General features: G+C 35.4%; 21 protein-coding genes. 14 read left to right on the forward strand and 7 right to left on the reverse strand.

Features of this window, described 5'->3' with window-relative positions; genetic code table 11:
- The 4 genes from JML65_RS00585 to JML65_RS00600 all read left to right on the forward strand — a co-directional run bounded on the left by JML65_RS00585 (window position 1) and on the right by JML65_RS00600 (window position 5,335).
- Window positions 1–687 (forward strand): hypothetical protein, encoded by a 687-nt coding sequence (locus tag JML65_RS00585; RefSeq protein ID WP_047485265.1) that lies wholly within the window; start codon window positions 1–3, stop codon window positions 685–687.
- A gap of 105 nt (window positions 688–792) precedes the next feature.
- Entirely contained in the window at window positions 793–1,560 is a 768-nt protein-coding gene (gene dapF, locus JML65_RS00590) for a diaminopimelate epimerase (protein ID WP_084085965.1), read from the forward strand.
- A gap of 31 nt (window positions 1,561–1,591) precedes the next feature.
- Complete coding sequence (mltG, locus tag JML65_RS00595; protein WP_202269598.1) at window positions 1,592–2,617, forward strand: endolytic transglycosylase MltG; 1,026 nt, start codon at window positions 1,592–1,594, stop codon at window positions 2,615–2,617.
- A 132-nt stretch (window positions 2,618–2,749) separates the two neighbouring features.
- Complete coding sequence (locus tag JML65_RS00600) at window positions 2,750–5,335, forward strand: TonB-dependent receptor domain-containing protein (RefSeq protein ID WP_202269599.1); 2,586 nt, start codon at window positions 2,750–2,752, stop codon at window positions 5,333–5,335.
- Window positions 5,336–5,378: 43 nt separating this feature from the next.
- On the opposite strand, the gene JML65_RS00605 is transcribed toward JML65_RS00600, so the two are convergent.
- Genes JML65_RS00605 through JML65_RS00625 form a run of 5 tightly spaced genes read right to left on the reverse strand, consistent with a single transcriptional unit; the run spans window position 5,379 to window position 9,194 of the window.
- The gene (locus tag JML65_RS00605) at window positions 5,379–5,831 is read right to left on the reverse strand and encodes an adenylyltransferase/cytidyltransferase family protein (RefSeq protein WP_202269600.1); all 453 of its coding nucleotides are present in this window, start codon (window positions 5,829–5,831) and stop codon (window positions 5,379–5,381) included.
- A gap of 13 nt (window positions 5,832–5,844) precedes the next feature.
- A complete protein-coding gene (locus tag JML65_RS00610; protein ID WP_202269601.1) occupies window positions 5,845–6,609 on the reverse strand; it encodes a methyltransferase domain-containing protein in 765 nt (254 codons plus the stop codon).
- Between the two features lie 18 nt (window positions 6,610–6,627).
- Complete coding sequence (gene galE / locus JML65_RS00615; protein ID WP_202269602.1) at window positions 6,628–7,647, reverse strand: UDP-glucose 4-epimerase GalE; 1,020 nt, start codon at window positions 7,645–7,647, stop codon at window positions 6,628–6,630.
- Window positions 7,648–7,656: 9 nt separating this feature from the next.
- Window positions 7,657–8,070 carry a hypothetical protein gene (locus JML65_RS00620; protein ID WP_047485279.1) on the reverse strand — a complete coding sequence of 138 codons (414 nt, stop codon included), beginning with the start codon at window positions 8,068–8,070 and terminating at the stop codon, window positions 7,657–7,659.
- Entirely contained in the window at window positions 8,070–9,194 is a 1,125-nt protein-coding gene (locus tag JML65_RS00625; RefSeq protein ID WP_084085971.1) for a DegT/DnrJ/EryC1/StrS family aminotransferase, read from the reverse strand. Before JML65_RS00625 ends, JML65_RS00620 begins: the two co-directional genes overlap by 1 nt.
- An 87-nt stretch (window positions 9,195–9,281) precedes the next feature.
- Between JML65_RS00625 and JML65_RS00630 the strand changes: the two genes are divergently transcribed.
- Window positions 9,282–10,886: a S8/S53 family peptidase gene (locus JML65_RS00630; protein WP_202269603.1), complete on the forward strand. Its 1,605-nt coding sequence runs from the start codon at window positions 9,282–9,284 to the stop codon at window positions 10,884–10,886.
- A 304-nt stretch (window positions 10,887–11,190) separates the two neighbouring features.
- Here the strand turns inward: JML65_RS00630 and JML65_RS00635 are convergent, their stop codons facing one another.
- Window positions 11,191–13,725, reverse strand: coding sequence for a phosphoenolpyruvate carboxylase (locus JML65_RS00635; protein ID WP_047485285.1), 2,535 nt, complete (start codon window positions 13,723–13,725; stop codon window positions 11,191–11,193).
- A gap of 181 nt (window positions 13,726–13,906) precedes the next feature.
- Between JML65_RS00635 and JML65_RS00640 the strand changes: the two genes are divergently transcribed.
- The 5 genes from JML65_RS00640 to JML65_RS00660 are packed head-to-tail and all read left to right on the forward strand — an operon-like array spanning window position 13,907 to window position 16,923.
- On the forward strand, window positions 13,907–14,473 hold the full coding sequence (locus JML65_RS00640; protein ID WP_202269604.1) for a Crp/Fnr family transcriptional regulator: 567 nt from the start codon (window positions 13,907–13,909) through the stop codon (window positions 14,471–14,473).
- Window positions 14,474–14,529: 56 nt separating this feature from the next.
- Complete coding sequence (gene def / locus JML65_RS00645; RefSeq protein ID WP_202269605.1) at window positions 14,530–15,111, forward strand: peptide deformylase; 582 nt, start codon at window positions 14,530–14,532, stop codon at window positions 15,109–15,111.
- A 35-nt stretch (window positions 15,112–15,146) separates the two neighbouring features.
- Window positions 15,147–15,827, forward strand: a complete 681-nt coding sequence (locus JML65_RS00650; protein ID WP_202269606.1) for a hypothetical protein — start codon at window positions 15,147–15,149, stop codon at window positions 15,825–15,827.
- A gap of 48 nt (window positions 15,828–15,875) precedes the next feature.
- Entirely contained in the window at window positions 15,876–16,280 is a 405-nt protein-coding gene (locus tag JML65_RS00655; RefSeq protein ID WP_047485296.1) for a hypothetical protein, read from the forward strand.
- A 37-nt stretch (window positions 16,281–16,317) separates the two neighbouring features.
- Window positions 16,318–16,923: a hypothetical protein gene (locus JML65_RS00660; protein ID WP_202269607.1), complete on the forward strand. Its 606-nt coding sequence runs from the start codon at window positions 16,318–16,320 to the stop codon at window positions 16,921–16,923.
- A 196-nt stretch (window positions 16,924–17,119) separates the two neighbouring features.
- Here JML65_RS00660 and lpdA read toward each other — a convergent pair whose 3' ends face one another.
- A complete protein-coding gene (gene lpdA / locus JML65_RS00665; protein WP_202269608.1) occupies window positions 17,120–18,520 on the reverse strand; it encodes a dihydrolipoyl dehydrogenase in 1,401 nt (466 codons plus the stop codon).
- A gap of 98 nt (window positions 18,521–18,618) precedes the next feature.
- Between lpdA and JML65_RS00670 the strand changes: the two genes are divergently transcribed.
- The 4 genes from JML65_RS00670 (at window position 18,619) to JML65_RS00685 (ending at window position 21,463) form a co-directional block, all read left to right on the forward strand.
- The gene (locus JML65_RS00670; RefSeq protein WP_202269609.1) at window positions 18,619–19,032 is read left to right on the forward strand and encodes a winged helix-turn-helix transcriptional regulator; all 414 of its coding nucleotides are present in this window, start codon (window positions 18,619–18,621) and stop codon (window positions 19,030–19,032) included.
- 97 nt (window positions 19,033–19,129) lie between these two features.
- Window positions 19,130–19,378 (forward strand): hypothetical protein, encoded by a 249-nt coding sequence (locus JML65_RS00675; RefSeq protein ID WP_202269610.1) that lies wholly within the window; start codon window positions 19,130–19,132, stop codon window positions 19,376–19,378.
- 96 nt (window positions 19,379–19,474) lie between these two features.
- Window positions 19,475–20,638, forward strand: coding sequence for an iron-containing alcohol dehydrogenase (locus tag JML65_RS00680; protein ID WP_047485303.1), 1,164 nt, complete (start codon window positions 19,475–19,477; stop codon window positions 20,636–20,638).
- 360 nt (window positions 20,639–20,998) lie between these two features.
- Window positions 20,999–21,463, forward strand: a complete 465-nt coding sequence (locus JML65_RS00685) for a lipocalin family protein (protein WP_202269611.1) — start codon at window positions 20,999–21,001, stop codon at window positions 21,461–21,463.
- Window positions 21,464–21,500: the final 37 nt, after the last annotated feature.

A 21,500-nucleotide genomic window follows, 5' to 3' on the forward strand; every position in this document is an offset into this window, starting at 1 on the left:
ATGAAAAATTTATTAAAAATAGCAGCCAGTATTGTTGCATTTGCCAGTTTAACATCTTGTTTAGCATACTCAGACGGATATGCCAATAATGGCGGTTATGGTGATCCATATTATAACAATGGATATTATTATGCACCATCCGGATATTATGGAAATGGTGGATATTATGGTAATGATGGATATTATTACAGAGACAATGTTAATTATTACTACGACAATGGTGTTCCTTACTATTACTATAACGCTAACAACTCAAGAAGAAAAGTATATGTAGAAAGGAGATCAGATAATAACTCTACAAGACCGAATACCGGATTCAGAGGAGAGCCTTATTACGATCGTAATAATAACAATAACAGCGGTTTCAGAAACAATGGTTCTCAAAATAACCAGGGAAACAGAAACCAAAGCAGTGGAGGCTTTAGAAATAACAGCAACCAGAATAATCAGGGAAATCAAAACACCAACAATAGCGGCGGATTCAGAAACCAGAACAGCACTTATCAGGCTCCTCAAAGAAGCTCAAACAGTGGTGGATTCAGAAGTTCAGGAAACAATACTGCACCTCAACCCTCTTCAAACAGCGGAGGTTTCAGAGGAAGTTCCAGTAACAGCAGTAGCAGTAGCTCTGGCAGTTCAAATAACTCAGGAAGCACAAACAGACAGAACACCGGAGGGTTTAGATAAAAACGGTTAGATAAAACGATTATAAATAAGGAAACGAACAGTTAACACTGTTCGTTTTTCATTTTAAATATATTAATTTTGCTTCTTTAATTTAGATAAAAAGTTATGGAATTTTATAAATATCAGGGAACTGGAAATGATTTTGTGATGGTAGATAACCGTGACCTTCAGTTTCCTAAAAATAAAAAAAACATTGAAAAGCTATGTGACAGACGTTTCGGAATTGGCGCAGACGGCCTCATCTTATTGGAAAACGATGATCATTATGATTTCAAAATGGTATACTATAATTCTGATGGTGGAGAAAGCACGATGTGTGGAAACGGAGGAAGATGTTTGGTAGCATTTGCTTTTTTCTTGGATATTTTTGAAGATAAATGTAGGTTTATTGCTATAGATGGTGAGCATGAAGCGGAAATCCACAACGGGATTGTTAAGCTAAAAATGATTGATGTAAATACCATTTCTCATGACGGTAATGATTCCGTTCTTAATACCGGTTCTCCTCATTATGTAAAATATGTAGAAGATTTAGCAAATTATAAGGTGTATGCAGAAGGAAATGGGATCAGAAATTCCGAAAATTATAAAGAAAATGGGATTAATGTCAACTTTGTAGAAAAAATTTCTGATAATGAAATTTTTGTAAGAACCTATGAACGAGGCGTTGAGGATGAAACTTACAGCTGCGGAACAGGAGTTACAGCTTCCGCTTTAACTTTTTTACAAAAAGACAATCTAACTTCTGTAAAAGTTAAAACTTTAGGAGGAAATCTGAAGGTATATGCTGAAAAAAATGGAGATTCTTTTCAAAGCATTTGGCTGGAGGGTCCTGCAAAGCAAGTTTTTAAAGGCAAAATAGACATACTTTAGAAACCATAAACTTTTAATCAATAGTATAAGAATGAAAAAAGCTATTCTCATTGTCATTCTGCTGGTTTTTGTAATCGCAGGATTTTTTGGATTGAGATTTTATAATAAGTACTTCGGAAATAACGTAGAAAAAGACGGGTATGTATTGATTCCTCATAAAGCGGATTTCAAACAGATCATGGACTCTATAGCTCCCTATATAAAAGATAAGGAATCTTTTGAAGCCGTGGCTAAAGATAAAGGTCTTACTTCAGCCTTTAAAGCCGGGCGTTATCATATCGAGGAGGGCAAAGGAAACTCTGATCTTGTGAATATGATTAAAGCGGGTAATCAAACAGCCAATTCTTTCAGAATCGGAGATTTTGGAGATATGTACCAGATGATCGGCAAAGTGACTAAAAAAACAGAATTGGATTCTTTACATTTTGTAAAAGATCTTGACGGGATTTCACAGGAAAAAGGCTACAAAAATGTTGAAGACTTAAAAAAATATTTTTTCATAGATACTTATAACTTCTTCTGGACAGTAAGCCCGAGAGAATTTTTTGCAAAATTTGAAGATCAGTATAATGAATTCTGGACCAGTGAAAGAAAAAACAAGGAACAGCAGTCCGGTTTAACAAGGGATCAGATCTATGCACTGGCGTCTATTGTGTATAAAGAATCCGGAGGGAAAAAGGATGAAATGAAAACGATAGCGGGATTGTATCTGAACCGTTACCGAAAAGGAATGAAACTTCAGTCTGATCCTACGGTAATCTATGCCATCAACAAACAAACTAATTTTAAGGAATCTATTAAAAGGGTTTTATATAAGCATTTATCAACTCCTTCTCCGTACAATACCTATGCGAATGCGGGTATTCCTCCAGGGCCGATCTGTGTGGTGGATAAGAATTCTGTAGATGCTGTTTTAAATGCAGAAAACAATAATTATATATTTATGTGTGCTGATCCTGCAAGATTTGGATATCACAAGTTTACGGCAAGTGCAGAAGAGCATGCTGTAAATGCAAAAGCCTATCAGGATTGGCTTAATTCAAAAAATATAAAATAGGCTTAGCAAGCACTTAAAAAACTTTATACAGTAAAAATTAATAAACGAATCATAACGGTATGATAATCAGAGCAATCTGAAAACCTATACTGTTAAGGGTATCCCCTCATGATTTTATACAAAAAATAACCTATGAATAAGACGGAAATTGTCAATATTTTCACAAAAAAAACGCTAGGGCTTACCTTGGTTCTTTCAGCAGCCGCTATGGCTTTTGCTCAAGAGAAATCAGGTATTTCAGGAATTATTGTCAATAAGAAAAACCAGCCTGTACCTTATGCTTCTGTAACGTTTAGCAACAAAGCTAACAAAACATTAAGCGATGCTGTACTCACTGATGAAAAAGGGCAATATAAGCTACAACTTGTTCCCGGAGATTATGACATTACAGTAGAAGCGATAGACTATAAGAAAAGCATAGTCAGTAAAAATATAACCGCAAACGGAAATATTGGTGCGCTCTCTATAGAGCCCGAAGCTTCCACTACTCTGGATGGAAAAACCCAGGAGTTACAAGGTGTTGTAATTACGGCAGCAGCCACTAAAGCTTATAAAGTGGAACTGGATAAAAAGACTTATGACCCATCACAGGATATTGTAAGTAAAGGTGGAAGTCTTCAGGATGTTTTAAGTAATGTGCCTTCTGTTACCGTAGATACGGATGGAACGGTTTCTATGCGAGGAAGTACTAATGTAAAATTCCTGATTAACGGAAAACCTTCTTCTCTTCTGGGAATTGATGACGGAGCTAACGCATTACAGAGTATTCCTGCTGATCAGATCGAAAGAATTGAAGTCATTACCAACCCTTCATCAAAATTTGAAGCAAGCGGAACTTCGGGGATTTTAAATATTATTCTTAAAAAGAGTAAAAAAGTAGGATTTAACGGAAGTGTAGTGGGTGCTTTAGGATATTTTCCGAGGACATCTCTGAATGCCAACCTAAGCTGGAGAAAAAATAACTGGACCTGGTTTGTGAATGGCGGCGGAGGCTATACAGAAAATAAAACCAAAAACAATTCTGAAACAACCTATCATAATATTGTATTCCCTGATATAACTCCAGGTATACAGCCTAAGGATGTACCTGTACATCAACAGCAGAACTCTGTCAATAAGACCTACAACAAGAACTATAATGTAAGTGCAGGTTTTGTATATGATATTTCTGACAAAACATCGCTAAATCTAACTGGATTAGTGAGAACTTTTGACGGGGACGGAAATGAACTTGTAAACACTTATGATACTTTTTACAGATATACAGGAAATGCCTCTAATCTTTGGAGTCTCAAGAATCCTTATACCCTGAGAGATTCCAAGACCACCTTTAACAATCTTGCCTTCCAGGGAGATGTAGGTTTAGACCATAAGTTTGACGATAATGGGCAGAATCTATCACTATCCGTAAGTTTACAGAGAAACAGAAGCAATAATAATGCTGACATTCTGGAAAGTGTTGATTATGTACCCTCTGTACAGGATATTACCAGAAGACATTCTGTAACCAAAACAGTAATAGGTAAAGCAGATTATGAATTACCATTAGGAGAAAACTCCAAACTTGAAGCCGGCTACAGATTGGATGTCAATGATAACACTTATGATAATTTTGTAAGCAGTACTTCTAATAATCCTCTTATTCCGAATTATAACAACAATACGGATTACAGGGAAATGTTCAATGCTTTCTATTTGCAGTTTAAAAGTAAGCTCGGAAATCTTAGCTATCAGGTAGGATTAAGAGATGAGCTTTCAAATGTTAAAATCAATTATATCAGTCAGAACCCTGATAAAGCTCCATTAAATAAAAACAAGAATTACAACAATTTATTTCCAAGTGTATTCTTAAGCTATGATATATCCAAGAATAATCAGATCTTAGTAAACTATTCCCGCAGAATAGACAGACCGAGATCATTCTTTATGGTTCCTTTCCCCAATTATACCAATAACCAAAATATTTTTGAAGGAAATATCGACCTTAACCCATCGTATGTAGATTCTTATGAGGTAGGTTATAATATTACCAGAAAGAAATTCACCATCAACCCTACTCTATATTACAGGCATTCAACAGACGATACAAAGATGCTGGTTTACAGACCGGATGAAAGACAAAGAGTTTTCTATACAAAACCGGAAAACCTGGGTAATGATGATCGTTATGGTTTGGACCTGAACTTTACCTATGACCCTTTTGCCTGGTTCAAAATTATGGGTAGTGTAGATCTTTTCGGGTACAAAACGACCGGAATTGCATCTTATGAAACAAAAGATATCAACGGACTTACTAAGGTACGTTCATTAGATTTTACCGGAAGTGGTTTCTCTACAAGATTACGTCTTAATACAACATTTAAACTTGATAAGACATTAAGTGTACAGCTGCAAGGCTTCTACAGAGGGGGACAAAAAACCGCCAGCCAGGACAGACAGGATATGTATGCATTAAACCTGGGAGCCTCCAAAACGATCTGGAAAGGAGACGGAACTATTTCCTTCAACATTCAGGATATTTTTAATACAAGAGGTATGGAGACAATTAACTACAGCAATGACTATACGCGTAGCAGCTATATGCAATGGCAGCCTAGACAGTTTTCTATCTCTTTAACCTATAGATTCAAACAAGGTGAAAAAATAGAACAGGCCAAGAAGAAAAAAGACATCAATGCCAATGAAACCGGCGATGACCAGCAAGGTGGCCCAATGTAATAAAAACAAAATCCCGAAATTATTTTCGGGATTTTTTATTGTCTTATTTTACAGATTCTTTCTTTGTATCTTTTTCTTTTTCTGCTTCATAAATTCTTCGTCTCAGATCACTTGTAGAAAATCGGTGATCTCTTTTGTTATAAAAGATCTCTATCCCTTTATCTTCACAATATGTTTTTCCGGTAAAATCTCTATCCATATAATCGTCTCCTATGATCCTTATATCGATAACAAAAGATTTCAAAATATCCAATAGATCCTCTTCTGTATAATAAGGGATAATCTCATCTACAGCATTCACAGCCTTCAACTGAATATATCGTTCAACGATAGTCTGGCTTGGCTTATTTTTGTTCGGACGGTCGTGGGACGGATCAATCTGAAGTCCAACGATCAAATAATCGCATACTGTTTTAGCTTCTTCAAGCATTTTAATATGCCCTGCGTGTAATAAATCAAATGAGGAAAATGTAATACCTATTCTTTGTGTCTTCATATTAATTTTAAAATTAAAACTTCGCTGAAATAAATGTTCTTTTAAATGGATAAAAGACCGGTGATTCAGGGAAGATGTTTTGTAATTCGGTTTTATAATCGTTTTTAAATTGTTCTTTCATATCATCGGGAAGCCTCTCAACATAAGGAAGCATAGCTGTTCCTGAAGCCCATGTAAATACCGCATCGGCATTGTTCAGAACATGAGGGAATACTTTTTCATAAACAGTGATTTCTCTACCTTTATTATCGAATAATATTCTCGCATAGTCTTCAATATGCAAAACAGTATACGCTCTCTCCCAAGAATGGTACGCTGTTTTATAAGGTTCCTTCGCTGCTATTTTTCTAAGCAACTGATGCACTACATATTCATGATTGGATGGAATCTGTACCGCTAATTGGCCGCCTTCTTTAATTTTACTTATAATCCTTGGAAAAAGTTCTTTATGGTTATCACACCATTGAATCGCTGCATTGGAAATAATCAGATCATACATCTCGGAAAGATGAAGCTGATCCTCAATACTCCTTTTCTCAAAGGTCAGTCTGCTTGTTTCAAAATGAGCAGCTTTCTCCAGCATCTCTTCAGAAGAATCTATTCCCAACACCTTAGAGTCTTCAAGATAATCTAAAAGTTTAGAAGTAAGTTCTCCGGTACCACAACCTAAATCAATAACAGATAAACCAGATCTTGATTCAACGAGCTTCAGTAAATCAAAAAAGGGAGCTGAACGCTCATCTTTAAACTGGTCATATACTTCAGGATTCCAAGCCATATTATGTGATTTTAAGAATTAATTTCTAGTATTCAGATATTTCTGCCATTCCCAGGTTGTACGCAGAGATTCTTCCAGTGAAGTTTCAGACTTCCATCCAAGCTCTTTCTCTGCTTTACCAGGGTTGGCATAGGCAATCGTAATATCACCTTCCCTTCTGGCGCATATCTGATAAGGGACTTCTACATTATTTGCTGTTTCAAAAGCTTTTACAACTTCCAAAACAGATGATCCTTTTCCTGTTCCCAGGTTATAAATATCTATTACCGCTTCTTCAGATTGATTTTCAATGAGTTTTCTTAAGGCTGCCACATGAGCTTTGGCCAGATCAACTACATAAATATAATCACGAACTGCGGTTCCATCTTCTGTTGCATAATCATTCCCCCACACATTTAGTTTCTCTCGGATTCCTGAAACAGTCTGCATAACATAAGGAACCAGATTATTGGGAATTCCAATGGGTAGTTCTCCAATTTTTGCAGACGGATGTGCTCCAATAGGATTAAAATATCTTAACAACGTTATTTTTCTGTGATACGCTTTTGCAAAATCAATCAGGATCTCCTCTCCCATTTGTTTGGTTTTGCCATACACACTTTCAGGCAGTTTCAGAGGAGTGTTTTCATCAATAGGCATTACATCAGCTTGTCCATATACTGTACAGGATGAACTGAAAATAAAATTAGAGATTTCTCTTTCTTTAAATTCCTGAAGAATATTAATAAGAGTAAACAGATTATTCTCATAATAGTCTACAGGTTTTACCTGACTCTCTCCTACCGCTTTATACGCAGCAAAATTAATACAGCCCTCAATCTTATGGGCTTCAAAAACCTGATGAAGCAGTTCTTTTCTTTTTAAATCAAAAGGATAGAAAACCGGCTTTTTACCTGTAATTTCCTCAATATTATTTAAAATAAATTTCTCTGAATGGGACAAATCATCTATAATAACAACCTCAAAGCCATTATTAAGAAGCTCTACCACGGTGTGGGAACCAATATATCCAAGTCCTCCTGTTACAAGTATTGCCATTTTATTTTTTTAATCTTCGTGTTTTCCTATATTTTCTATTTCGTTAATTCCTCTGTTTAGTCTTACTTTAAATATATTTACAATGATTAAAGTAAGTATCAATAAAATCCAAAAATTAAATCTGAGATTCCATACATCATAATATTTTTCACTTAAAACCTTCAATAATATAGGGTATCCCAGCGCAATTATGAATAAAGATAAGCTAAGGTTTAGAAATAAAACTGCTCTATCGTATTTTTCAATCAAATTAATAAATGCAAATAAATTAATAACAATTGAAGTACAAATAAATATCGTTTTAAATATACTGAAATCATCAAATAAATTCAGAATTGAAAATGCTGATATTATGAAAAATAATAGGCTGGCTGCTACCGCTAAGTAATATACCAGCCTATATTTAAATATCTTTCTTTTCATTACTTCATAAACTCAAGAACAGCATCTGTAATATACTTCAGTTGCTCCTCGTCTAATTCTGTATGCATTGGCAGAGAAACTACCTGATCCAACAGCTTGTCGGTATTCACAAAATCAGCATCATTACTTTCCTGGAAATAGGCTTTCTGCTTTCTCAATGCCACGGGATAGTAGATCATAGCCGGAATTTCTTTTTCTGTTAAGAATTTCTGAAGTTCATTACGTTTTCCATTCAGAATTCTTAAAGTATACTGGTGGAAAACATGGGTAGAGTCTTCGGATCTTTTTGGAGTCAGAATATTGGCATTACCTGCAAATGCTTCATCATAATAATCTGCCGCTTTTCTTCTTGCTTCATTGTAAGAATCCAGGTGAGGAAGTTTTTTTCTTAAAACGGCCGCCTGAATACTATCTAAACGGGAATTTACGCCTACTTCATCATGATAGTATCTTTCATACATTCCATGGTTTACAATACCTCTTAGACGGTGTGCCAGCTCATCATTATTGGTAAAAATAGCACCACCATCACCATAGCATCCCAGGTTTTTTGAAGGAAAGAAAGACGTTGTTCCCACAGTAGCCATTGTTCCGGCATACTTTACCGTTCCGTCAGAGAACGTATATTCTGCACCAATTGCCTGTGCATTGTCTTCAATAACATATAAATTATGCTCTTCTGCAATTTTTAAAATCTCCTCCATATTGGCACACTGTCCAAATAGATGTACCGGAATAATTGCCTTTGTTTTTGGCGTAATTGCTTTTTTTAATTCTTCTGTTGAAATCGTGAAGGTATCGTAATCAACATCTACCAAAACAGATTTTAATTTAAGCAGGTGTATCACTTCCACCGTTGCAGCAAAGGTAAAATCAGCAGTAATAACCTCATCCCCTTCTTTCAGGTCCAGCGCCATCAGGGCAATCTGTAAAGCATCCGTTCCATTAGCACATGGAATCACATGTTTTACGTCTAAATAAGACTCCAATTCATTCTGGAAAGACTTTACTTCAGGACCGTTGATAAAAGCCGCAGAATCCATTACATTTAAAACTGCATTATCTACATCATTCTTTATTTTGTAATACTGACTTTGCAAGTCAACCATCTGAATTTTTTTCATAAATAAATATTTGTGTAAAAATAAGGAATTTAAAATCCTATCAAAAATTTTATTGATTTTGTTTTTATCTTTATACAAAATAATACTATGAATAAAATTTTACTCTTTTGTTTATTAGCTGGTTATTCTATTTTTCAGGCTCAAACGCAGCTTGTTTTTGTTTATTTTACGGATAAACCCAATAAAGCCGCTTTTTTCGCCAATCCACTTTCAGAACTTTCCCAAAAATCACTTAACAGGCGTACTGCACTCGGAATTTCCCTAAATGATCAGGACGCTCCTATTGAGCCTTCTTATTTACAGAATCTGCAAAATATGGGATTCACTGTTACCGATTATTCCAAATGGCTGAATGGAGCTGCTGTGAATGCCACTCCAGCCCAAATACTCAGTTTACAGGCCCAGCCTTTTGTGCTATCTGTTCAAAGTTTTGCAAGAAATGGTTCGGGAGTTCCTAAAATAAAACCCATTGACAAATGGAAAAATAATTCAGACACCGGTAAAACGCTTACGACCTTTGATTATGGAGCAGGTACCGCACAGATAGATCAGCTCAATATAAAACCCCTTCATCTGGCAGGATATACGGGAACAGGAATTTCTATTGCTGTTATTGATGCCGGATTTCCTTTTGTAAATACCGGTTCTGCATTCTCAAGATTACGAACGAATAATCACATAAAAGGCGGTTACGATTTTGTAACTAAAACCGATGATATTTATAATATTTCCTTAAGCGAGCATGGCTCAATGATTTTAGGGGCTATGGGAGGCTATTTGGAAAATACATTTGTAGGATCTGCTCCGGATGCTGATTTTTATCTTTACCGAAGTGAAAAGGCTGGAGTAGAAATCCCGGAGGAGGAAGTATATTGGATTGAAGCCGCTGAGGAAGCAGACAGAAAGGGAGTGGAAATGATCACCTCCTCCCTGGGATATAGTGTTTTTGATGACTCCCAATATAATTACACATACGCAGATATGAATGGAACAACTTCTTTTATTGCAAGAGCGGCACAAATAGCCGCCGAAAAAGGAATATTTGTTCTTGTTGCTGCAGGAAATTCCGGTCAGGAACCCTGGCATTATCTGCTAACACCTGCGGACAACGCAAAAGTTTTCACGATTGGAGCAGTAGACAGTTCAGGGAATTCTTCAGGATTTTCTTCCTACGGACCTAATTCTTCGGGAACTATAAAACCTGACGGAAGTGCCCAGGGTACAGCCACTACCACAGTCTACAATAATGCTACCATTATTCTCAATGGAACATCTATTGCCACTCCTATCGCAGCAGGCGGTGTCGCCTGTTTCATTCAGGCATTCCCCACCATGGACAGAGAACAGATAAGAATAAAACTAAGACAAACAGCTTCTCTTTATCCCAACCATACCGATCAGATGGGATATGGCATCTTGAATTTCGGAAGTTTATATAATTCAGTATTAAACACTTCGGAAATTCTGAAAAAAGAGACTTCCATCATCTATCCGAATCCTGCTAAAAACATGCTGAATGTAAGAACTGAAAATGAAATAACATCACTGGAGGTTTATGATCATTTGGGAAGACTGATCAGAAAAAACAACAACCAGAAATCTATAAAGGTAGAAGATGTTACAAAAGGGGTTTATTATCTTAAGATTCAGATGAAAGACAAGTTTTATTTTGAAAAATTCATAAAAGAATAAGAAATTTTCTATCTGCTTTTTTAAACACTAATACCACAAATATCTTTCACGAATGACACTATTTTCATTTCCGTTAATTAAGCTGACTGAGGAAATAATAAGGCAGAAAGACCTTCGTAATTTGTAGAAGATTTCAATGGTATCTTACCATACAAAGAACCCTATTGTTTTCATGAATATGATCTGCTTTTGTCATAGAAATTAAATGGCAGGAAATCATTAGACCTGGATTAAAAATCAAAAAAACGGACTGAAGCCCGTTTTTTTTGATATCTCTTATTATTGTACTTGTACGAAAATTATATTAAGCGGAATTTCTGCTTGCATTAATATTTCCGAATAAGGAACGGGTTACCAGCTTCTCATAGGCTTCTTTATTGCCCTCTCCTTTCTGAATCTTCATCAATGCATACTGCTGAATACTCAGTAAAGGAAGTACAATTTTTTCACGGATTTTCACAGATTTTCTGGATAAAGGATCTTCTTCCTGAAGCATTTTAAAACCGGTAAGCTCCAGCATGATCTCTCTTGAAAGTTCATATTCATCAAACAGAACGTTCCAGAATGCCCCGAACTTCGGATTATTTTTGATATAATATGTCAAAGGGAAATAAGACTTGTTCATACTCATCATAGAGTTTAAAACTAAAGTTTTAAAGAAATCCGAACCTTTGTACAGTTCTCTTACTTCTTCAAACCTTCCCTCCTCTTTCATCTGCTTCATAGCATATCCGAAACCAAAGAATCCAGGGACATTTTGTTTTAGCTGAGACCATGAACCTACAAACGGAATAGCTCTTAAATCTTCAAATTTCAATTCATTTCCGTTTCCTCTTTTGGAAGGACGACTTCCGATATTGGTTTTCCCATAATATTCCAAAGTACTCATTTCCTGCAGATAGGGAACAAACATTGGGTGTGCCTTAAGATCTGAATATTTTTGATAGCTGATATTAGCCAGTTCAATAATTAATGCTCTTTCTTTTTCAGTAAGGTCTTTTTTAGCATTTTTAAATACATCATTTTCAACTCCGGCTGTCAGAAGCTGTTCGAAGTTGTATTTTGCCTGTTCTTTATTTCCAAAAATGCTGGTAATGGTTTGCCCCTGAATAGTGAGTTCAATTTTATTATTGGCAATTGTTTTTCCCTGTGAAGCATAGAAGTCATGAGTTTTACCTCCTCCTCTTGCCGGCGGGCCACCTCTTCCGTCAAAAAATACGACTTTAATGTTATTCTCTTCAGAAAGTTTAGTAAGAAGTTCTTTTGCCTGATAGATTTCCCAGTTTGCCTTCAGATAACCACCATCTTTCGTTCCATCAGAAAAGCCAAGCATAATGGTCTGCTGATAGCCTCTTTTTTCAAGGTGCTTTTTATATACCGGATTCTGATAGAGTTCATTCATTACATTTTCCGCATTGGCAAGTCCTTCCATTGTTTCAAAAAGCGGAACAATGTCCATATTGATCTCTTCATCTTTGTATCCACATATTTTGAAGAAAGCATATACGTTCATGACATCTTTCACGGCATCAGAATTGGAAATAATATAACGGTTCATTCCTCTTAATCCATTCAGACGCTGAATTTCCGATACCTGTGATACTGTTAACAGAGTATCCTTTACAATATCTTCAAAATCATCCGCATTTACTTTATCCGAAATCTGAATCAGTGTATTGAATTTCTGTTCTGCATCAGCGTCTTCATTTCCATATATTTTTGCAAAAACATCATCTATTACCTTCTGATGGATCCTGCTGTCCTGTCTGATATCTAAAGTCGCAAAGTGAGTTCCAAAAATTTTCACACGGTCCCTAAAGTTGACCAAAAGATCTAAGAACAAAGAATTATGTTCATTGATTAATATTTTCTCTGCTTCATCAGTTCTCTTTAAAATTTCTTCTGCCGTAATACTTTTACCATCAAAAATAGCAGCATACAATTCTTCACTTACCTGAGTTAAAACCTCCGAAACTCCTCTAAAGCTTAATCTTCTTCTGATAAATTTCAAATGGCTGTAATACGATTTCAAAATTGCAGAGCGAAGTTCTTCCGATACTCTTTTAGTAACATCTGCAGTAACAAAAGGATTCCCGTCTCTATCGCCTCCAGGCCAGAAACCAAGCTGAATAATATCTTCATGCAGGTGGAAATGTCCGTTTCCAAAAGTTTTCTTAATCTTCGTAAACAGCTCACCAATAGTATCGTAATAGACATACCTCAAATAGGAGATAATACTCAGCGCCTCATCTATTGGTGTCGGTTTTTCCTTATTGACAAAGGGTGTTTTCCCTAACTGCTGCAAAAGGGTATCAATCTGTGTGACAGAATCACTGGTAATGGCTCCTCTTAAATCCTGTATAATTCTCTGTACTGAGCTTGGATAAAACTGGGTAGGGTGAGCCGTAAATACAACCTTAACTGTAAAGTCCTTCAACTTTTCGCGTACTTTTTCAATTTTATGATCCTGAAAAGAACGTTCAAAAAGATTGGTCACAGTTCCGCTGTCACTTTCAGAATGAAGATTAGGAAAGGCAGCATCCTCAATACTGTCAAACAAAACAACCTGTCTCTCTATATATTGAATGATTTTAAAAAGGAGCTCCAGCTTTTGTTCCTCCGTCTGAAGATCTGTATGATTTTTAAAAAATTCTTCTACAATTTCCTCAGGGGTCTTCCCTGCTTCATAGCCGGTTCTGCTTTCTTCATAAAGAAACGGAAGAAGCATCCCGATATTAGTCATTTTATCATAAGGCAGGCTCATAAATAATGAATTGTAAATCTGGAATTTATTCTCCACAATCTGCCTGAATTTTTCTGCGCGTTGGTCGTGTATCATATAACAAATGTAAGTGATTTTGAAATTAAATTAATTGACAAATGACAAAAAAGAGGGATAGAAAATGTAAATATCAATGTTCCCTATTCTCCATAAATATTCTGTAACTTTGACTTCTAATTTTTTCTTAAATATAATCAGTAATACACTGAAATTATAACAATTTACTCAAAAAATTCCTATGGGTTACATCAGAGCATATTACGAACAGATTGTCAAATTGCAGGAGTCGGAATGGGCATTTATTGCAGGGCATTTCCACAGAAAAGTATATGCCAAAAATGAAATTATTACCCAGCACGGAGATACCGAAGAATTTTTATCCTTTATAGAATCGGGATTGGTAAGATTTTATATTCCTGATGATGAATATGGGTATACCTTCAGTTTCGGTTTTGAAAAAGAATTTACCTGTGCCTATGATTCCTTTCTTACCCAAACCCCTTCTGAATATGAAATGCAGGCTTTAACAGAAACTGTGGTATGGCAGATTTCTTATGATGATTTACAGAAAATTTACAGCCACACCAACGTTGGAAATCACCTGGGCCGTTTTGCTTCTGAGAAATTATTTTTAGCTAAGAGTAAAAGAGAACTTTCTTTACTAAAACTTACCGCCAAAGAGCGTTACTTAAAATTATTCACCGAGCAGCCTGAAATGCTGAAGCGTGTTCCTTTAAAATATATTGCTTCTTATATTGGAATCACTCCACAGGCCTTAAGCCGAATTCGCAGACAGATTAATTAACATAGGTTCATTGTATACCTGCAAGCTTCTGCAGAACTTTGCAGAAAAATACGACAATGAAGTTATCTATTTGGGCATATGGAAACGCTATTTTAAAACAAAAATGTTCGAAAACAGAAAGGGATACCCCGGAAATTCAGAAGCTCATAACCGACATGTGGGAAACCATGGAAAATGCCAATGGCTGTGGTTTGTCATCTTCACAAATAGGAAAAGCCTTACAGCTTTTCATCGTTGACAGTAAAATTGTTTTTGAAAACCTGGGGAGTGAAGAGCAGATACTCTACTTTGGTAAAAATGATAAGGGAATAAAAGAAACTTTTATCAATGCTAAAATAATCAATAGCTCAGCAGAAACATGGGAAGACTATGAAGGATGCTTAAGTATTCCCGGTCTTTCGCAAAAAGTAAATAGACCCTGGGAAATCACCATCGAATATCTGGATGAACATTTTCTGCTACAAACCAAAACCTATATAGGGCTTACTGCCAGAATTATTCAGCATGAATATGACCATACGCAGGGAATCTTATATACTGACCACCTGAAACCTCTGACCAAAAAAATGATGGAATCTAAGCTTAAAAAAATCACCACCGGAAATGTTGCAGTAGGATACCCGCTTAAGTTTTTGTAGATTTGACATCAATCAGACATGTCAAATTCTATGAAATGATAAAGTTTAATTTCGGTATTATTTTTTACACGATTTTTGGGATTTTAGCCTTATTGATAGGTATTTATCTACTACAATATTTTATTCCTCTTTCTATTATTTTTTTCATTGCTACATTCATCAATGGAGTTTTCATTCATAAAGAATATTCTCTTCATAAAAGTGATAAAATTGAATATACTGAGAATTCAGTTCCTGATGAAATTATAGTCAAATACTCGCGTTCAGGTAGAATTATTGCTATTGCTACTTACAGTATGTTTGCAATTCTAGGGCTATTTTTTCTTTCAGGTTTTAAGTTCAAATTTAATGGAACAGCAATATTTGTATTATTTATACTTCTTGGATTTACTGGTTATTTTATTTTTAAAATAATTTCCGAAATCAAAAAAACATCACAGATTATCATCTCCATCAATGGAAAAGGAATTCAGATAAAAAATAATGCAAGGTATTTGTGGAATGAAATTCAACTTGAAAAGATTATTGTAAAACGTTTAGTAAGCCGTGATTCTAGACATGATTATAAACCTGAAGTAAATTATTTATACTTTTTTCACAACAACGAAAAAATAGAAATCAATATCGATGATTTTGATATCACAGATGATCAGCTTGCACAGCTTTTGAAAATATTTAGAGCACGTTTTAATAATTCAGGGGTAGTATCGTTTTGATTACAAAATATTAATAATTAATTTTACTCTTCATACCATCCATAATCCATGAAAAAAATATTCTTATTCTTATTAATAACTTTTATATTCACAGCCTGTGAAAAAGATTGTTACAATGCACCTCTTCCGATACTTTTTAAGTTTGTAGATTCTAATGATGAAAATCTTATTACAAACGGAAAGCTTACTTCTTATTCAGTGGTTGAAGAAAATCAAACTGGAGTAAGTCTGACAAAAACATCTGATGATATGGTTATTTTGGAAAACGTAGGTGCATATAATGGTATAAAAAAATATACTTTCTCTTCTAATCTTAAATCTTTTGATTTTTCAATACAGTCATCGGAATTTAAAGGAGGTTGTGATGGTTATCAAATTAATAAATTAACATTTACAGGCATAGGTATTGATGTAACTGATGAAAAAGGCTATTATAAAATTATATTGAAATAATTCTCTTTCTTAAATTTGCACTGGAAACACACTCTCTATGAAAGTAATCATCGCATTTTCCCTTATTCTTTCCAATCTGCTTTACAGCCAGATCAAGGTTCCTGATGATTATAAAAAAATCCCTGATATCCTCGATACCGTAGATTATCTCTATCCTTTCATTGTACCTAATAAAGATTATGCTTACTGGCGTGTTCTCAGTAATGATTCAGATTATGAAAAAGCAGTGATCTACGAAAGCCAGGCTCCTGAATTTATGACGATCAATGAACCCGTTCCTGAAAAAGGGTTTTTCCAGAAATGTATAGGTAACAACTGCTTTTCATACATTCTGGCTTGTAAAAACGAAAGATCTGTTTATTTTTCCAATGAGCAGCAATTGAGAGATTTTATCGGAACCGTTGATAATCTTCCAGAGGCTATTCTGCTGGCAAAAACTTATGGATATTCTGTTGACACGAGTAACCGCTTTACGGGAGCCTATAAAATTGAAGACCTTCATATCTCCATGTTTCTTATGCAGTCTAAGGGCTGTCCGGCCGTGAAAGAGTCTTTTTCCGTTAAAATCAACAGAAAAACCGGAAAACTGGAAGCGAAAACTAATGGTATTTATGCGAAAGATGAGAACTGTTCTTATTTATAACTGAAGCTAAGACGCAAGGATTTTATCTGTTATAAAATCGATAATCTAAAATTTTAAACCATTAAGATTTTTGAAGAAAGTAAGAATAATTAAGATTCATCTTAGATGAAAAAATAGAGCACATTGCTAAAAAAAGGGCTTTAGCTATTTCCTTAACTATTTTTATCAGCTTCAAAAGTCTTAATGGTTTATTTTTTTATATATTAATTGCACCCTGGCCTGATGCAATCAAATACGCCTCTTTCAAAGCTTCAGAATAAGTGGGATGGGCATAAGAAATACGGAACATATCCTCTGCCGTCACCTCATATTCCTGAGCAATAACACCTTGTGCTATCAAATCTGCGGCTCTTGCTCCTATGATATGAATCCCTAAGATTTCTCCATATTTAGGGTCTACCAAGACTTTTGAAAATCCATCTGTATCCATAGAAGCTCTTGCTCTTGCACTGGCAGAGAATGGAAATTTTCCAACGGTATAAGCTATATTATTTTTCTTTAAATATTCTTCTGTATATCCTACAGAAGCTACTTCAGGCCAGGTATACACCACAGAAGGAATACGATCGTAATGAATATGATGTTGCTGCCCGTTGATTATTTCTGCTACAAAAACACCCTCTTCCTCGGCTTTATGTGCCAGCATCGCTCCCCCAATCACATCACCGATAGCATACATATTGGGAACAGCTGTCTGGTTACTTTCATTTACTCTAATAAATCCCCGGTTATCAAGCTGTATATCTGTATTTTCCAATCCCAACCCTTTAACATATGGGCTTCTTCCCACGGCTACCAAAATATATTCTGCCTCCAGTTCGTTCTCTGCTCCGTTTTTATCTTTAAAAAGAACTTTAGCTGAGGAACCTAAGTTTTCAGCTTTATAAACGCTCTGATTTAAACGGATGTCAATACCTTCTTTTTTCAAAATCTTCTGAAGGTTTTTTCCTAATTCATGATCCATTGTGGCAATCAGGTGGTCGGCGTATTCCAGAATGGTTACCTGTGTTCCGATACGGTTAAAAATAGATGCCATTTCAACCCCAATCACTCCTCCACCGATGATCACCATAGATTTTGGCTGTTCTTTTAAAGCGAGGGCTTCTGTAGAAGTAATGATTCTTTTTTTATCTATTTCTACCCCCGGAATACCTGAAGGTTTTGAGCCTGTAGCAATGATATAATGTTTAGCGGTAATATTTACGACGCCCTCTTCATTAACCACTTTTAGCGTAGTATTATTTACAAAACCTGCCGTCCCTTTCAACCGGGTAATTTTATTTTTATTCATCAGAAAATGAAGACCTTCCGTATTTTTTGAAACGACTTCAGATTTTCTTTTGTACATCTGGGAAAAATCCAGAGCTATCTGATCTACTTTAATTCCATGTTCGTTAAACTTATGCTGAACCTCCGCATAATGGTGGCTACTGTCCAGTAAAGCTTTTGTCGGAATACAGCCTACGTTGGTACACGTTCCTCCCAGTGTATCATATTTTTCAATGATGACCGTTTTATATCCAAGCTGTGCACTTCTTATCGCAGCTACATATCCACCCGGTCCGGAGCCGATCACGGCAATATCATAATCTTCCATTGTATGTATTCATTTTTATGTTTAAATTTACTTGCAAAATAAAAGCAAAATTAGAATAAAGACTTTCATTTTGCAAGTATTATTTTAAAATTAACATTATGGGTAAGAAAAGATCAGACTGTCCTATCAGTTGCTCCCTGGAAATCTGGGGAGATAAATGGTCATTATTAATTATACGGGATCTCATGCTTAAAAAAGAAAGCACCTATGGCGAATTTCTAAAAGCAGATGAAAAGATTGCCACCAATATTCTGGCATCAAAACTTCAGCATTTGCTGGAAAATGGTATCATCGATAAGAAAGACCATCCTGAGAACAAGCTGAAAATCCTCTATTTCCTTACAGAAAAAGGTATTGATCTCGTTCCGGTAATCGTTGAAATTAACCTTTGGGGAGATAAGTATCTCAGTATCCCGGAAGACAGAAAAAAACTCCTGGAAGATATCAAAAAAGATAAGGAGAGCTTTATAAAAAAGGCTAAAGCCTATCTTTACAATACTAGTTTCTCTTAAAAAACATTCTCATTTAACTTCAACTTTTAAAGATATTTTTAATTAATAATAAGTTTACATCATATTTTTCTGTAATTTCGTCACAAAACTTAAAAACATGAAAAACAACAAATTAAGTCATCTATCTTTGGAAGAATTACAGACAAAGAGAAAAAATTTACAGAATATTACGGTTGGATTTGGCATTGTAATCCTGATAGCCTTTGCTATTCTTGTCTTTTTATCTATAAAAAGTAAAAATCCGGTACTTATAGCTGCAGGCGTTGGATCTTTAATTACACTTCTACCAAGCTTTATCAATCTTGGGCAGATCAACGCCGAGATAAAATCCCGGTCTTCACAATAATATTCTGACAGTTTAATAGTCATAATTTTACCACTTTCTTAACTTTAATTTCTTTTTTCATTTTGTAAATTTGACTTATAAAAAAATTTACAAACAATGCTTAATTTCGAGTTTAAAAACCCTACTAAGATACTTTTCGGAAAAGGCGAAATCGCTAAAATTTCCAATGAAATTCCCAAAGACGCCAAAATATTAATGATTTATGGCGGAGGAAGTATCAAACACAATGGCGTTTATGATCAGGTAAAAGATGCTTTGAAAGATCACGACTTATATGAATTTGGCGGTGTTCCTGCCAATCCGGAATATGAAGTGCTGATTAAGGCAATCAGCTTCATCAAAGAAAATAACATCACTTATCTTCTTGCTGTAGGAGGTGGTTCTGTAATTGACGGTACCAAATTCATTTCTGCAGCCGCTAACTATAACGGAGAACCATGGGAAATTCTGAGAAAACAGGTAAGAACATTTGAAGGGGAAGGAATGCCTTTCGGAAGTATTCTAACCCTTCCTGCTACAGGTTCCGAGATGAATTCCGGGTATGTGATTTCCAGAAGGGAGACTAATGAGAAATTATCTTCCGGGGGTCCGGGATTATTCCCACAGTTTTCTGTTTTAGATCCTGAAGTAATCAGGTCAATTCCTAAAAACCAGATCATTAACGGAATTACTGATGCTTACACCCATGTTTTGGAACAATACATGACTGCACCGTCTTCTGCTGACCTTCAGGAGAGAATTGCTGAAAGTATTTTAATCAGTCTTCAAGAAACAGCTCCAAAAGTATTGGCTGATGATTTTAATTATGATGCTGCCGGAAACTTTATGTGGTGCTGTACAATGGCCTTAAACGGGCTGATCCAGAAAGGAGTAATCACCGACTGGGCTGTACACGCAATGGGCCATGAACTGACAGCTTATTTCGGTATTGATCATGCAAGAACTTTAGCGATTATTGCACCGTCTCATTACCGTTATAATTTTGACGATAAAAAAGGAAAACTGGCACAATATGCTGAAAGAGTTTGGGGTATTAAAGACGGAACTGTAGAGGAAAAAGCTGAAGCAGGAATCAAAAAATTGGAAGACTTCTTCCATAGCCTACAGATTAAAACAAAACTTTCTGAATATACAGAAGACTACAAAGGAACTGCTGAAAGAGTAGAAAAAGCTTTTACAGACAGAAAATGGCTGGGACTTGGAGAATATAAAAAACTGACTCCTCAGGATGCTTCTAAGATTGTAGAAATGAGCTATTAATACAGACTGGAAAACAGTAATTGATATCAAAAAAGCGGGCTATGGTCCGCTTTTTTAGGTTCCTTACTAAAGCTTCACGCATATTATGATGATGGTGTTCATTGAAAATGGTATGTTTGGGTCAAATCCCGGGGATTTTTGAGGGAGATTATAGAGAAATTAAAATTCACTTCTATTGAATTTTAATAATAAAGCCCCGAATCTTTAAATGAATTGTTTTCTGCGTACCAGCCTGGTAGCTTACAAGCTGTACAATAATTCCAAATTATCTTATTTATAAACATTTGTTTAAAAAATAGTGATTTCATTATAGATATTTCAAATTTATTTATATTTTAGCATATTCTTAAATTTGTGAAAATGAAAAAACAGCTACTTTTATTTGCCTTTTCTGCTTTGGCGCTTACTTCTTGTAAAGATGATGATATGCAAGCTTATGAAATGGATATTATTAAAGGAGATTGGAAAGAAGCCAAAAGAGAAGTTATTTCCGGAAAAGATAATAAAACGGTGCTTTCTTCTTCTACTCCAGAAGGGTGCGATCAAAAAAATATTCTTTTCTTCAGAACAGACTTTTATGTCAGTTATACAGCTTATTCCGGAACAGGAGGTGCAGACTGCCAGGTGAATGGAAAAAGTGAAGGAAGATACACCTACGATGCTGATGCTAAAATTTTAGGGATTAAGTTTGATCAGGATGAGAACAATAACTATAAAGTTGATATCCTATCCAATACAGAACTTAGATTAGCTCAACAGTTTGGTAACTATGACCAGGATGGAGATAAGATCCCGGATGTAACGTATGTAACCTACAAAAGATAAATGATAAACTCCCGTTAATCGGGAGTTTTTTATTACT

Origin of the sequence: Chryseobacterium sp. KMC2 (genome assembly GCF_016756935.1) — a bacterium.
Taxonomy (GTDB): Bacteria; Bacteroidota; Bacteroidia; order Flavobacteriales; family Weeksellaceae; genus Chryseobacterium; species Chryseobacterium rhizosphaerae.

Coding starts and splice junctions, on each gene's coding strand:
- JML65_RS00585 (WP_047485265.1), top strand. CDS start 1: ATGAAAAATTTATTAAAAATAGCAGCCAGTATTGTTGCATTTGCCAGT.
- dapF (WP_084085965.1), top strand. CDS start 793: ATGGAATTTTATAAATATCAGGGAACTGGAAATGATTTTGTGATGGTA.
- mltG (WP_202269598.1), top strand. CDS start 1,592: ATGAAAAAAGCTATTCTCATTGTCATTCTGCTGGTTTTTGTAATCGCA.
- JML65_RS00600 (WP_202269599.1), top strand. CDS start 2,750: ATGAATAAGACGGAAATTGTCAATATTTTCACAAAAAAAACGCTAGGG.
- JML65_RS00605 (WP_202269600.1), bottom strand. CDS start 5,831: ATGAAGACACAAAGAATAGGTATTACATTTTCCTCATTTGATTTATTA.
- JML65_RS00610 (WP_202269601.1), bottom strand. CDS start 6,609: ATGGCTTGGAATCCTGAAGTATATGACCAGTTTAAAGATGAGCGTTCA.
- galE (WP_202269602.1), bottom strand. CDS start 7,647: ATGGCAATACTTGTAACAGGAGGACTTGGATATATTGGTTCCCACACC.
- JML65_RS00620 (WP_047485279.1), bottom strand. CDS start 8,070: ATGAAAAGAAAGATATTTAAATATAGGCTGGTATATTACTTAGCGGTA.
- JML65_RS00625 (WP_084085971.1), bottom strand. CDS start 9,194: ATGAAAAAAATTCAGATGGTTGACTTGCAAAGTCAGTATTACAAAATA.
- JML65_RS00630 (WP_202269603.1), top strand. CDS start 9,282: ATGAATAAAATTTTACTCTTTTGTTTATTAGCTGGTTATTCTATTTTT.
- JML65_RS00635 (WP_047485285.1), bottom strand. CDS start 13,725: ATGATACACGACCAACGCGCAGAAAAATTCAGGCAGATTGTGGAGAAT.
- JML65_RS00640 (WP_202269604.1), top strand. CDS start 13,907: ATGGGTTACATCAGAGCATATTACGAACAGATTGTCAAATTGCAGGAG.
- def (WP_202269605.1), top strand. CDS start 14,530: ATGAAGTTATCTATTTGGGCATATGGAAACGCTATTTTAAAACAAAAA.
- JML65_RS00650 (WP_202269606.1), top strand. CDS start 15,147: ATGATAAAGTTTAATTTCGGTATTATTTTTTACACGATTTTTGGGATT.
- JML65_RS00655 (WP_047485296.1), top strand. CDS start 15,876: ATGAAAAAAATATTCTTATTCTTATTAATAACTTTTATATTCACAGCC.
- JML65_RS00660 (WP_202269607.1), top strand. CDS start 16,318: ATGAAAGTAATCATCGCATTTTCCCTTATTCTTTCCAATCTGCTTTAC.
- lpdA (WP_202269608.1), bottom strand. CDS start 18,520: ATGGAAGATTATGATATTGCCGTGATCGGCTCCGGACCGGGTGGATAT.
- JML65_RS00670 (WP_202269609.1), top strand. CDS start 18,619: ATGGGTAAGAAAAGATCAGACTGTCCTATCAGTTGCTCCCTGGAAATC.
- JML65_RS00675 (WP_202269610.1), top strand. CDS start 19,130: ATGAAAAACAACAAATTAAGTCATCTATCTTTGGAAGAATTACAGACA.
- JML65_RS00680 (WP_047485303.1), top strand. CDS start 19,475: ATGCTTAATTTCGAGTTTAAAAACCCTACTAAGATACTTTTCGGAAAA.
- JML65_RS00685 (WP_202269611.1), top strand. CDS start 20,999: ATGAAAAAACAGCTACTTTTATTTGCCTTTTCTGCTTTGGCGCTTACT.